The organism is Duganella hordei (genome assembly GCF_040369125.1).
Taxonomy (GTDB): Bacteria; Pseudomonadota; Gammaproteobacteria; order Burkholderiales; family Burkholderiaceae_D; genus Rugamonas; species Rugamonas hordei.
On sequence record NZ_BPWI01000003.1, the window covers coordinates 434,219 to 446,103 of the forward strand.

An 11,885-nucleotide genomic window follows, 5' to 3' on the forward strand; every position below is an offset into this window, starting at 1 on the left:
CACAAACATACCGCCATGCATATCCGTACCCTGCTGTTACTGGTTTGCGCCGTTTGCCACAGCGCCCTGGCTGCCGATGTCGCGCCTGGCGCCGGCAAGGCCCCGCCGCCGATCGCAGATTTCTTCGGCAACCCCGAATTCACCGGCGCCATCCTGTCGCCGAGCGGCAAATACCTCGCCGTGCGCGTGGGCGCCAGGGAAAAGCGCGACCGCCTGGCGGTGGTGGAACTGGGCGCCAACACCGTCAAGGTGGTCGGCAACTTCAGCGACGCCGACATCGGCGAATTCCAGTGGGTGAACGACAACCGCCTGGCCTTCACCGCCGCCGACCGCGACCTGGCCCAGGGCGACCTGCGCTACGCGCCCGGCCTGTACGCGATCAACCGCGACGGCACCGGCTTCCGCCAATTGGCCATGCGCAACGGCACGCCGTTCATCACCAGCAGCCAGGGCGGCCTGCCGCCGCGCGAGCTGCTGCCGTGGCATACCTATATGCTGAGCCAGCGCGGTCCACAGGATTCCGACTATATGTACGTGCTCGACAAGAGCTTCAGCGGGCCGGGCCAGCTAAACTACGTCAGCCTGGAACGCCTGAACACCGTCACCGGCCGCATCGCCTCCAGCGTGCCGCGTCCCGGCGACAGCATGAGCTGGATGCTCGACAACAAGGGCGAGCCACGCCTGACGGAGACGCGCAAGGACAACGTCAGCACCATCTATTACCGCGACCCCGCCAGCAACGAATGGCGCAAGCTGATCGGCTTCGATACCTATACCGGCAGCAAGGAAGCCTTTTCGCCGCTGGCGTTCGGGCCGGACGGCACGCTGTACGTGGTCACCCGCAAGCACAGCGACACCTCGGCCGTCCACATCTACGATTTCGCCACCAACACCATTTCCGACAAACCGCTGGTCAACCTGCAGGGCTTCGACTTCAGCGGCCGCCTGATCATGGACCAGAACAAGCTGCTCGGCGTGCGCTACCTGACCGACGCCCAGGGCACGGTATGGTTCGACCCGGCGATGAAGGCCATGCAGGCCGACATCGACGCCAAGCTGCCCAACACCGTCAACCTGCTGACGCCGCCGTCGCGGCCGGAAGCGCCGTGGGTGCTGGTGACCGCGTTTGCCGACATCTGGCCCTCGCGCACCCTGCTCTACAACCGCGACACCAAGGCCCTGACGGCGATCGGCGCCACCCACCCGGCCATCAATCCCAACCAGATGGCGCCCAAGTCGCTGGTGCGCTACAAGGCGCGCGACGGCCTCGACATCCCGGCCTGGCTGACCTTGCCGCGCGGCCCCGGCAAGAACCTGCCGATGGTGGTGCTGGTGCACGGCGGCCCTTACGTGCGTGGCGGCCGCTGGGACTGGGATGCGGACGCGCAGTTCCTGGCCTCGCGCGGCTACGCGGTGCTGGAGCCGGAATTCCGCGGCAGCACCGGCTACGGCTACGCGCATTTCCGCGCCGGCTGGAAGCAATGGGGCCTGAAGATGCAGGACGATATCGCCGACGGCACGCGCTGGGCCATCGCCCAGGGCGTGGCCGACGCCAAGCGGGTCTGCATCGCCGGCGCCAGCTACGGCGGCTATGCCACGCTGATGGGCCTGATCAACGATCCCGATCTGTACAAATGCGGCGTCGAATGGGCGGGCGTGACCGACATCAACCTGCTGCGCGACGGTTCATGGTTCTATGTGTCCGACATGTCCGACGCATGGAAGCAGTACGGCATGCCGCAGCTGGTCGGCGACCCGGTCCAGGACGCCGAGCAGCTCAAGGCCACGTCGCCGCTGCTGCAGGCCGCCCGCATCAAGCAGCCGTTGCTGCTGGCCTACGGCGGCTCCGACATGCGCGTGCCGCTGCCGCACGGCACCAGGTTCTACAAGGCGATCAAGGAGACCAACCCGAACGTCGAGTGGATCGAATACCCGGAGGAAGGCCACGGCTGGGCGCTGCCGAAGAACCGCATCGATTTCTGGGGCCGCGTGGAGAAATTCCTGGACAAGAATATCGGCGCGCAGTGAGACCGAGCGCAACCTTGATGCGCCGGGCGGCATATGCCTGTGCCGCCGCGGCCCTGCTGGCGGTCATCGCCGCGCACGGGCGCGGCAGCGCATCCGATGGCGCCTGCGGCCTGGGGCCGCCGCCGGGCGCCCCCGGTTTTGCCGAAGCCCAGGCTCGCGACGAAGCCGACCTGCGCAAGAACGGCTATCTTCCGGCATGCGAGGCCAGCCTGGCGCGCTACGATCTGCCGTTGCTACGTGCGGCGGCGCTTGCCGATGTGGCGTTTCCTCCGGTGGAGCTGGCGCGCACGCCGTTCGCCGGTTTCGAGAGCGCGGGCGCCTGGAGCGAGTCCGTCAACGACACCAGATCGCGCCTGTATCGCGCCTTCCGCACGCCGGACGGCCATACGTTGGTGCTGTTCGAGCATGACATGTCCGCCGACGGCTCGTCAAGCTGGCGCGCCGCGCAGTTCGAGCAGGAGCGCGTCAACGGCTCGCCGGCCCGCCTGGTGGTGCTGCGGGCGCCGTCGGGGCGCATGGTGTCCAGCCTGACCTGGACCGAGGGACGGCGCAGCTACGAGCTCTGGCTGGACGGGAACGACGCCCGGCATCCCGCGGGCCCGCAGTTGCTGGCCCTGGCGGCGGCGCTACCGCGCTCGGTGCCGGCCTGCCCGAACGAGGCCCCGGTCGCGCCGCCGCGCCTGGGCCCCGACGGCATGCCGGAGATCGGCCCCATCCCGGCCGTGCTCACCGGGGCCGAAGTCGCTGCGGCATTGGAAAAATCCGGAAAATCATGCAAGTGAGACCACATTCCGGAGTAAGCTAGCGGATCGTACTTACCAGGGGAGGGGCGTATGTCGTCGGGAAAAATTCTGGTCGCACAGGGAGGCGGGCCGACCGCCGTCATCAACCAGTCGCTGGCGGGCGTGGTGCTGGAGGCGCGCCGCTTCCGCGACGTCACCCGCGTCTACGGCGCGCTGCACGGCGTGCGCGGCATCATCAACGAAGACCTGGTCGATCTGACGCGCGAGACCAGCCACAACCTCGAACTGGTGGCGGCCACGCCGTCGTCGGCGCTGGGCTCGACCCGCGACAAGCCGGACCTGCCGTATTGCGAGGAAATCTTCAAAGTCCTGCGCGCGCACGAGATCGAGCAGTTCTACTACATCGGCGGCAACGATTCGTCCGACACCGTGCGCATCGTCAGCGAGCAGGCGCAGCAGGCCGGCTATCCGCTGCGCTGCATCCACATCCCCAAGACCATCGACAACGACCTGGTCGGCAACGACCACACGCCGGGCTTCCCGTCGGCGGCGCGCTTTGTCGCCCAGGCGTTTGCCGGCGCCAACCTGGACAACGCCTCGCTGCCCGGCGTGTACGTGGGCGTGGTGATGGGCCGCCACGCCGGCTTCCTGACCGCCGCCGCCGCGCTGGGCAAGAAGTTCCCGGACGACGGCCCGCACCTGATCTACCTGCCCGAGCGCGTGTTCTCGCTCGACCAGTTCCTGGCCGACGTCAAGGCCGTGTACGAGCGCTACGGCCGCTGCGTGATCGCCGTGTCCGAGGGCATCCACGATGCGTCGGGCGAGGCCATCGCCAGCCTGCTGGCCACGGAAGTCGAGCGCGACGCCCACGGCAACGTGCAGCTGTCGGGCACCGGCGCGCTGGCCGACCTGCTGTGCGACGAGATCAAGGCCAAGCTGGGCATCAAGCGCGTGCGCGGCGACACCTTCGGCTATCTGCAGCGCTCCTTCAGCGGCTGCGTGTCCGGCGTCGATCAGCGCGAGGCGCGCGAAGTGGGCGAGAAGGCGGTGCAGTTCGCCATGTGGGGCGGCCGCGATGGCTCGGTGGCGATCAAGCGCATCGGCGACTACGCGGTCAACTACGAGCTGATGGCGCTGTCCGACGTGGCCGGCAAGACGCGGGTCATGGAGGACGAGTTCATCAGCGCCAGCGGCACCGACGTGACCGACGCCTTCCGCATGTACCTGCGGCCGCTGCTGGGTTCCGGCATGCCGGACGCGTTCCGCCTGCGGCCGGCGCCGGTGGAAAAAATCCTGAAGAAATAGGAGATGGCGACCATGAGATTCTTCCACCGCGGCGTGCTGCTGGCCATGCTGGCCGGCGCCGCGCTATCCGTCTCGGCGCAAAACAAAGATCAGCCCCCGCCGCCCGACGGCAAGCGCGGCCCGCCACAGGAAGCCATCGACGCCTGCAAGGGCAAGGCCGACGGCGCGAAAGTCACCTTCAAGGGCCGGCGCGGCGAAGATATCAAGGGCGTCTGCAAGAAAATGCGCGACGTCGTTGCCGCCGTTCCGGAAGGCGGCATGCCGCCACCGCCGCCGGACCAGCGCAAATAACGCTACTCAGCATGCACGTCGCGGTAGGCCAGCATGGCCAACAGGCGTTCCTCCTTGTCCGCGTCGAAACCGCAGGTCGCTTCGAAACGGGCCGGGTTTTCGTAGGTGCCGAACAGCATGTCCCACCAGACGATGTCGCCGTAGTTGTTGCGGTGGCGTCCGTACTGGTGATGGATGCGGTGCATCTCCGGCCGCTGAAAGAAGTAGCCGATCCAGCGCGGCGTACGCACGCTGGTGTGATAGAAGAATTCGCCCAGCGCCGTGCACAGCGTGTAGACCGCGCCCGCTTCCGGCGACAGGCCCAGCAGCGTGTACACCAGCAAGCTGCCCAGCACCGAATTGACCAGCATTTCGCCCGGGTGCTTGTAGAACGACGTGATCACCTCGATGCGCTGCGGACTGTGGTGGATCTGGTGGAAGATGCGCCACAGCCAGTCCGACTCATGGCGCCAGCGGTGCCACCAGTAAAACACGAAGGTGGCGATGAAGTAGGCCAGCACGCCTCCCGCCGCCGGATGCAGCTGGCGCGACAGGTGGAACACCGACGCCGCCGACAACCAGCGCTCCCAGCTGAATCCCGCCAGGACCACGATGCCCAGTTGCGCCGCATTCACCAGCACCACCCGCAGCGGCCAGGTCCGAACCTTCGGCAAGCGCCAGCCCGGCCGCAGCCGCTCCAGCACAAAACAGCCGGCGAACACCGCCAGTATCACAGTCAGCATGTCTCTCTCCTCGAAGCGGTTGGAAAGACAGCAGTCTGCCACCGGGCAGCTGATTTAAATACCTTGCCGTTGATAATTACATCATTTAAGCTGCAACGTATCAAATTTCGATACCGCACGCCATGTCCCAGACCCAAAACCTGATCGTCACGCTGAAACGCCTGCTCAAGGCCGAGGGCATCACCTACGCGCGCGTCGCCGCGCACCTGGCGCTGAGCGAGGCCACCGTCAAGCGCCAGTTCTCGCTGCAAAGCTTTTCGCTGCAGACGCTGGAAGCGATCTGCGACCTGCTGCACATCGAACTGGCCGAGCTGGTGCAGGCGGCGGCCAGAAACCAGCCCGAACTGCATAAGCTGAGCCCCGCGCAGGAGAAGGAACTGGTGGCCGATCCCGGCCGCCTGCTGACGGCGGTGTGCGTGCTGAATCACTGGAGCGCGGCGCGCATCGTCGAGACCTACAAGATCAGCCAGGCCCAGTGTGTGGCCTACCTGGTGCAGCTGGATCGTCTCGGGCTGATCCATCTGATGCCGGAGAACCGCGTCAAGCTGCGCATCGCGCGCGACTTCGCCTGGCTGCCGGACGGTCCTATCCAGCACTTTTTCCAGGACCGCATCCAGTCCGATTTCTTGAACGGCAGTTTCAACCGGCCCGGCCAGCAGCTGCGCTTCCATCACGCGATGCTGACCGCGGAAGCCAGCGCGCGCCTGCAGCAGCGCATGCAGCGGCTGCTGCGCGAATTCGCCGAGCTGCACGAAGACAGCAAGAACGCGCCCGACGCCCAGCGCTACGGCACCAGCCTGCTGATGGCGGTCAAGCCGTGGGAGCCACAAGTGTTCGAAGCGCTGCGCCGCCATCCCGACGCGCGGCCGTTTGCCGGCGCCGCCGGTTAGCCGGACGCGGAGCGCGGCAGAGTCCCGAAGAGTCCTTTAAACGGAGAAGCGGGGTCAGGAAGCGGGGTCAGTTCCGGCAATGTGCCATGCCGAAAAGGCATGGCACATTGCCGGAACTGACCCCGCTTCCTGACCTCGTCGCTCTATAAAAAAAGCGGACGACGCCGAGGCGTGGTCCGCTCTTCGCGACAGCCCGTAAAGCTTAGACGACGATGGTCTGGTGTTCGTCGCCGACGCGGGCGCGGATCTTGCCGATGGTGTGGACGGTCTCGCCGGCCGCTTCCAGCTGGGCGATGGCCGCCGCCGCGTTTTCCTGCGACACGATGACGGTCATGCCGATGCCGCAGTTGAACACGCGGTGCATCTCAGCGTCGGCCACGCCGCCGTGCTGCTGCAGCCAGGTGAACAGCGGTGGCATGGTCCACGATTTGCCATCCAGTTCGGCCACCAGGCCGGGCTGCAGCACGCGGGGGATATTCTCGACCAGGCCGCCGCCGGTGATGTGCACCATGCCCTTGACTTCCATAGCGTCCATCAGCGCCAGCAGCGGCTTGACGTAGATGCGGGTCGGCTGCATCAGCACGTCCGACAGCTTGCGGCCGTGGAAGTCGCCTTCCAGGTCCGGCTTGGCCACTTCGATGATCTTGCGCACCAGCGAGTAACCGTTCGAGTGCACGCCCGACGAAGCCAGGCCCAGGATCACGTCGCCCGGCACGATCTTGGTGCCGTCGATGATCTTCGATTTTTCCACCGCGCCGACCGCGAAACCGGCCAGGTCGTATTCACCGGCAGGATACATGGAAGGCATTTCCGCCGTTTCGCCGCCGATCAGCGCGCAGCCGGCCTGTTCGCAGCCCTGGGCGATGCCCTTGATCACGTCGGTGGCGGTCGCCACGTCCAGCTTGCCGCAGGCGAAGTAGTCGAGGAAGAACAGCGGCTCGGCGCCCTGCACCAGGATGTCGTTGACGCTCATGGCGACCAGGTCGATGCCGACCGTGTCGTGGCGGTTCAGCTCGAACGCCAGTTTCAGCTTGGTGCCCACGCCGTCGGTGCCGGAGACCAGGACCGGCTCCTTGTACTTCTTGCTGATCTCAAACATGGCGCCGAAACCGCCCAGGCCGCCCATCACGCCTTCGCGCATGGTGCGCTTGGCAAAGGGCTTGATCGCTTCGACTAAAGCGTCGCCGGCGTCGATATCGACGCCGGCGTCACGGTAGGACAGGGAAACATTAGAAGTTTGGCTCATGGTGTATTTCGCAGCGGAGGCGGTAAAATAGAAGGCGGAGACCTGTTTCGTAGCAAAAAACCACGAAAATGCGTAGAAATCGGCGCAAAATCGGTACGACAACCCGGTCAATCCGCTATTTTATCAAAATGCCCCGTCCAACAGCCGTTTTTAACCATCTAAATCACTTTCCATGCCATTTCCCCTCTCGCTAGAGCAAAAGCAAACGGTATTCTGGGTAGCGGTTTGGGCGGCATTCTTCCTCCTCCTGATCACTTTGGGTCCGGTGCTGACGCCCTTCCTGGCCGCCGCCATCATCGCCTATGCGCTCAATCCGGGGGTCGACTTCCTCGACCATCTGCACCTGCCGCTGGGCCGCGTGAAGATGCCGGTGCCGCGCGCGCTGGCCGTGGTCGTGGTCGTGGTGCTGTTTTTTGCCGCCATCGCCACCCTGGTGCTGATCGTGGTGCCGGTGCTGCAGAAGGAAATCCCGATGCTGCAGGCGCAGATCCCGGCCTTCCTGGCCAAGACCAACGACCTGCTGGGCCCCAAGCTGCTGGACATGGGCGTCAAGGTGCGCCTCGACAGCGCCGGCATCAAGAAGCTGGTATCGCAGCAGATGGCCACCAGCGGCGACGAAATCTGGAGCGCCGTGCTCAATTCCGCCCGCGTCGGCGGCACCGCGGTGCTGGGCTGGATCGCCACGCTGGTGCTGATCCCCGTCGTGCTGTTCTACCTGCTGCTGGACTGGCACCCGATGCTGGCCCGTATCGGCGGCGCCGTGCCGCGCCGCTGGATAGTCGCCACCGAGGCGATGGCGCGCGAAGTCGACACCCTGCTGGCCCAGTACCTGCGCGGCCAGCTGCTGGTGATGTTCGTGCTGGCGGTCTACTACTCGGTGGCGCTGGCGATCGCCGGTTTCGACGTCGCGCTGCCGGTCGGTATCATCACCGGCCTGCTGGTGTTCATTCCCTACCTGGGCTTCGGCCTGGGCCTGGTGCTGGCGCTGATCTCGGCCGTGCTGCAGTTCTCCGACTGGAGCGGTGTCATCGCCGTGGCCATCATCTACGGCGCCGGCCAGGTCCTGGAAGGATTCTTCCTGACCCCGCGCCTGGTCGGCGAGCGCATCGGCCTCAATCCGCTGGCCGTGATCTTCGCCCTGCTGGCGTTCGGCCAGCTGTTCGGCTTTGTCGGCGTGCTGCTCGCATTGCCCGCGTCGGCGGTGCTGATGGTGGCATTTAAGCACTTGCGCCGCCACTACCTGAGCAGCAGCTTCTATAATGCGTGACGTGGAATACAGAATCGTTATGCAAAATACAAGACCAAGGCGAACGCCATGAAGCAGCTGGTGCTCGATTTAGGCGCGGACCAGGCGCACAGCCTCGCATCCTTCGAGGTCGGACAGAATGCCGAAGCGGCAGCGCTGATGGAGCAGTTCGCCGGTCGCACGTCGCGCGAGCACTTCGCCTACCTGTGGGGCGCCGGCGGCGTCGGCAAGACTCACCTGCTGAAAGCCCTGGCCAGCGCCGGCGGCGAGGCGGAACAGCTGCGCGCGCGCTACATCTCGCCGTTTTCGATCGAGTCCGAGTTCCTGTATTCGCCCGAGGTCGACCTGTATCTGCTCGACGACTGCGAAAAACTGTCGCCGGTGGCGCAGATCGACGCCTTCGCGCTGTTCAACGAAATCCGCGCCAACAACGCCTTCATGGTCTGCAGCGGCGCCGTCGCCCCGGCCGTGCTGCCGGTGCGCGAGGACCTGCGCACGCGCATGGGCTGGGGCCTGATCTACCAGATCCACGGCCTGACCGACGACGAAAAAGTGGCGGCCCTCTCCGCCGCCGCCACCGCCCGCGGCTTGACGCTGTCGCCGGGCGTGATACCCTACTTGCTGTCCCACTTCCAGCGCGACATGCGGTCGCTGTCGACGATGTTGGACTCGCTGGACCAATATTCCCTTGAAACCCAACGCCCGATCACCCTGCCGCTGCTGCGCGAGTGGTTGCAGGCGGAAGCCAAAGAATGATGAAGCATGAACCTGGCACTATTTGACCTCGACCACACGCTGCTGCCGATCGACTCCGACTACGAGTGGGGCCAGTTCCTGGTGCGCATCGGCGCCGTGGACGCCGCCGAATTCGCCCGCCGCAACGATGAATTCTTCGCCCAGTACCAGGCCGGCACGCTGGACCCGGTCGAATACCTCGAGTTCTCGCTCGGCACCTTGGCCGGCTTCCCGCGCGCCAGGCTCGAGGCGATGCAGGCGCAGTACATGGAGGAAGTCGTGCTGCCGGCGATCCGCCCGGCCGCCCGCGCGCTGCTGCAAAAGCACATCGACGCCGGCGACCTGGTGGCCATCGTCACCGCCACCAACCACTTCGTCACCGCGCCGATCGCCAAGGCCTTCGGCGTCGAGCACCTGATCGCGGCGATGCCGGAAACCGACGCCGACGGCAACCTGACCGGCAAGCTGCTCGGCACCCCGACCCAGGGCGCCGGCAAGGTCACGCACACCAAGGCCTGGCTGGCGAAGATGGACAAGAAGCTGGAAGATTTCGGCACCGTCCACTTCTACAGCGATTCGCACAACGACCTGCCGCTGATGTCCATTGTCAGCCACCCGGTGGCGACCAACCCCAACGCCGCACTGAAAACGCATGCCACAGCCCAAGGCTGGCCATTAATTGACCTATTCAATGATTAAGAAACTGATCCGCAAAATCCTGGGCACCAAGAGCAAGGCGCGCGACACCAGCACGCCGGTGATACTCGGACCGGACGCCCACGGCATCGATCCCCGCCTGCTGTCGTCAAACGCCGTTCGCGTCACCAGCACCCTGCAGGAAGCCGGCTACGAAGCCTTCGTCGTCGGTGGCGCCGTGCGCGACCTGCTGCTGGGCGTGAAGCCGAAAGACTTCGACATCGCCACCAACGCCACGCCGGAGCAGGTGCGCAAATTGTTCCGCCGCGCGTTCATCATCGGCAAGCGCTTCCAGATCGTGCACGTGATGTTCGGCCAGGACCTGCTGGAGGTGACCACCTTCCGCGGCACCACGCTGGACAACGCGCCCAAGGATGAACATGGCCGCGTCCTGCGCGACAACACCTTCGGCTCGCAGGCGGAAGACGCGGTGCGCCGCGACTTCACCATCAACGCCATGTACTACAACCCGGCCAACCAGCAGGTGCTGGACTACCACGGCGGCATCGAGGACATCCGCGCCAAGACGCTGCGCATCATCGGCCAGCCGGAAGCGCGCTACCGCGAAGACCCGGTACGCATGCTGCGCGTGGTGCGCTTCGCCGCCAAGCTCAAATTCTCCATCGAGCCGAACACCGGCGCGCCGATCCCGGTGATGGCGTCGCTGATCGACAACGTGCCGGCCGCGCGCGTGTTCGACGAAATGCTGAAACTGCTGATGAGCGGCCAGGCGCTGGCCTGTTTGCAGCAGCTGCGCAAGGAAGGCCTGCATCACGGCCTGCTGCCGCTGCTGGACGTGGTGCTGGAGCAGCCGCTGGGCGCCAAGTTCGTCACGCTGGCGCTCGATTCGACCGACGCCCGCATCCACGCCGGCAAGACCGTGTCGCCGGGCTTCCTGTTCGCGTCGCTGCTGTGGCACCAGGTGCTGGAGAAATGGACCGCCTACCGCGCGGCCGGCGAGCAGACCATCCCCGCGCTGCACCTGGCCGCCGACGACGTGCTCGATTCGCAGACCGAGAAGCTGGCCTTGCAGCGCAAGATCGGTTCCGACATGCGCGACATCTGGTCGATGCAGCCGCGCTTCGAGCGCCGCACCGGCAAGTCGCCGCACAAGCTGCTGGAACACCTGCGCTTCCGCGCCGGCTACGACTTCCTGCTGCTGCGCTGCGCCTCGGGCGAGATCGACGCCGAACTGGGTGAATGGTGGACCGCGTTCTATGAAGGCGACGAAGCCACCCGTGAAGACCTGATCGCCTCGGCCAACCAGCCAGCCGGCGGTGGCGGCGCCAAACGCAAGCGCGCTCCGCGCCGCGGAGGCCGCAGCAAGGGCGGCGCCGGCGGTGCCGAAGGCGGCGCCCCCGCCACCGGCGGCGGCGACGGCGCGGATTAAGCTGCGCGGACGCACTCACAGCGCATCATGAGCATCATCGGCAAAACAGGCGAAGACGGCTTCGCCTTCACCATCGCCTACGTCGGCATCGGCGCCAATCTCGGCGACGCGCGCGGCAACGTGGCCGATGCGCTGGAGCGCCTGCAGCGCCTGCCCGGCTGCACGCTGATGGCCGCGTCGAGCCTGTACCGCACCGCCCCCATCGATTCCAGCGGCGACGACTACATCAACGCCGTCGCCCGCGTCGCCACCACGCTGGACGCCGAAGCGCTGCTGCAGGCGCTGCACGGCATCGAGCAGGCGCACGGCCGCGAACGGCCCTACCGCAACGCCCCGCGCACATTGGACCTGGACCTGCTGCTGTACGGCGACCAGCAGATCGCCAGCCCCACGCTGACCGTGCCGCACCCGCGCATGACCGAACGCGCCTTCGTGCTGGTGCCGCTGCTGGAGATCGCGCCGGCCATCCACATTCCCGGCAAGGGCGCGGCGCAGCAGTATGCCGCCGCGGTAGCCGGCCAGGGCATCGGGCCCATTATTTGACTCCCCTGCACGCGACAGCATTCAGGACTACACTATCGCGGTCTGACCTC

At 66.1% G+C, this 11,885-nt stretch carries 12 protein-coding genes; 10 read left to right on the plus strand and 2 right to left on the minus strand.

Annotated features, from left to right (window positions below):
• Window positions 1-15 precede the first annotated feature (15 nt).
• Genes ABWW33_RS10080 through ABWW33_RS10095 form a run of 4 tightly spaced genes read left to right on the plus strand, consistent with a single transcriptional unit; the run spans window position 16 to window position 4,367 of the window.
• Window positions 16-2,028: an alpha/beta hydrolase family protein gene (locus ABWW33_RS10080; RefSeq protein ID WP_353401224.1), complete on the plus strand. Its 2,013-nt coding sequence runs from the start codon at window positions 16-18 to the stop codon at window positions 2,026-2,028.
• 14 nt (window positions 2,029-2,042) lie between these two features.
• Entirely contained in the window at window positions 2,043-2,810 is a 768-nt protein-coding gene (locus tag ABWW33_RS10085) for a hypothetical protein (RefSeq protein ID WP_353401226.1), read from the plus strand.
• A gap of 51 nt (window positions 2,811-2,861) precedes the next feature.
• Window positions 2,862-4,076: a 6-phosphofructokinase gene (locus tag ABWW33_RS10090; protein WP_353401227.1), complete on the plus strand. Its 1,215-nt coding sequence runs from the start codon at window positions 2,862-2,864 to the stop codon at window positions 4,074-4,076.
• Between the two features lie 12 nt (window positions 4,077-4,088).
• On the plus strand, window positions 4,089-4,367 hold the full coding sequence (locus tag ABWW33_RS10095) for a hypothetical protein (protein ID WP_353401229.1): 279 nt from the start codon (window positions 4,089-4,091) through the stop codon (window positions 4,365-4,367).
• 2 nt (window positions 4,368-4,369) lie between these two features.
• Here ABWW33_RS10095 and ABWW33_RS10100 read toward each other — a convergent pair whose 3' ends face one another.
• Complete coding sequence (locus ABWW33_RS10100) at window positions 4,370-5,089, minus strand: sterol desaturase family protein (RefSeq protein WP_353401231.1); 720 nt, start codon at window positions 5,087-5,089, stop codon at window positions 4,370-4,372.
• Window positions 5,090-5,211: 122 nt separating this feature from the next.
• Here ABWW33_RS10100 and ABWW33_RS10105 point away from each other — a divergent pair, with 122 nt between their 5' ends.
• Window positions 5,212-5,979, plus strand: coding sequence for a helix-turn-helix domain-containing protein (locus ABWW33_RS10105; RefSeq protein ID WP_353401233.1), 768 nt, complete (start codon window positions 5,212-5,214; stop codon window positions 5,977-5,979).
• A gap of 202 nt (window positions 5,980-6,181) precedes the next feature.
• Here the strand turns inward: ABWW33_RS10105 and purM are convergent, their stop codons facing one another.
• Window positions 6,182-7,225: a phosphoribosylformylglycinamidine cyclo-ligase gene (gene purM, locus ABWW33_RS10110; protein ID WP_353401235.1), complete on the minus strand. Its 1,044-nt coding sequence runs from the start codon at window positions 7,223-7,225 to the stop codon at window positions 6,182-6,184.
• Between the two features lie 172 nt (window positions 7,226-7,397).
• On the opposite strand from purM, the gene ABWW33_RS10115 reads away from it, so the two are divergent.
• The 5 genes from ABWW33_RS10115 to folK are packed head-to-tail and all read left to right on the plus strand — an operon-like array spanning window position 7,398 to window position 11,835.
• The gene (locus ABWW33_RS10115) at window positions 7,398-8,492 is read left to right on the plus strand and encodes an AI-2E family transporter (RefSeq protein ID WP_176652264.1); all 1,095 of its coding nucleotides are present in this window, start codon (window positions 7,398-7,400) and stop codon (window positions 8,490-8,492) included.
• Between the two features lie 48 nt (window positions 8,493-8,540).
• Complete coding sequence (gene hda, locus ABWW33_RS10120) at window positions 8,541-9,227, plus strand: DnaA regulatory inactivator Hda (RefSeq protein ID WP_176652263.1); 687 nt, start codon at window positions 8,541-8,543, stop codon at window positions 9,225-9,227.
• A 6-nt stretch (window positions 9,228-9,233) separates the two neighbouring features.
• Window positions 9,234-9,905 carry a histidinol-phosphatase gene (locus tag ABWW33_RS10125; protein WP_353401238.1) on the plus strand — a complete coding sequence of 224 codons (672 nt, stop codon included), beginning with the start codon at window positions 9,234-9,236 and terminating at the stop codon, window positions 9,903-9,905.
• Entirely contained in the window at window positions 9,898-11,292 is a 1,395-nt protein-coding gene (pcnB, locus tag ABWW33_RS10130; RefSeq protein WP_176652261.1) for a polynucleotide adenylyltransferase PcnB, read from the plus strand. The genes ABWW33_RS10125 and pcnB overlap by 8 nt, the downstream gene beginning before the upstream one ends.
• Before the next feature lie 27 nt (window positions 11,293-11,319).
• Entirely contained in the window at window positions 11,320-11,835 is a 516-nt protein-coding gene (folK, locus tag ABWW33_RS10135) for a 2-amino-4-hydroxy-6-hydroxymethyldihydropteridine diphosphokinase (RefSeq protein ID WP_353401240.1), read from the plus strand.
• Window positions 11,836-11,885 lie beyond the last annotated feature (50 nt).

Coding starts and splice junctions, on each gene's coding strand:
- ABWW33_RS10080 (WP_353401224.1), top strand. CDS start 16: ATGCATATCCGTACCCTGCTGTTACTGGTTTGCGCCGTTTGCCACAGC.
- ABWW33_RS10090 (WP_353401227.1), top strand. CDS start 2,862: ATGTCGTCGGGAAAAATTCTGGTCGCACAGGGAGGCGGGCCGACCGCC.
- ABWW33_RS10095 (WP_353401229.1), top strand. CDS start 4,089: ATGAGATTCTTCCACCGCGGCGTGCTGCTGGCCATGCTGGCCGGCGCC.
- ABWW33_RS10100 (WP_353401231.1), bottom strand. CDS start 5,089: ATGCTGACTGTGATACTGGCGGTGTTCGCCGGCTGTTTTGTGCTGGAG.
- ABWW33_RS10105 (WP_353401233.1), top strand. CDS start 5,212: ATGTCCCAGACCCAAAACCTGATCGTCACGCTGAAACGCCTGCTCAAG.
- purM (WP_353401235.1), bottom strand. CDS start 7,225: ATGAGCCAAACTTCTAATGTTTCCCTGTCCTACCGTGACGCCGGCGTC.
- ABWW33_RS10115 (WP_176652264.1), top strand. CDS start 7,398: ATGCCATTTCCCCTCTCGCTAGAGCAAAAGCAAACGGTATTCTGGGTA.
- hda (WP_176652263.1), top strand. CDS start 8,541: ATGAAGCAGCTGGTGCTCGATTTAGGCGCGGACCAGGCGCACAGCCTC.
- ABWW33_RS10125 (WP_353401238.1), top strand. CDS start 9,234: ATGAACCTGGCACTATTTGACCTCGACCACACGCTGCTGCCGATCGAC.
- pcnB (WP_176652261.1), top strand. CDS start 9,898: ATGATTAAGAAACTGATCCGCAAAATCCTGGGCACCAAGAGCAAGGCG.
- folK (WP_353401240.1), top strand. CDS start 11,320: ATGAGCATCATCGGCAAAACAGGCGAAGACGGCTTCGCCTTCACCATC.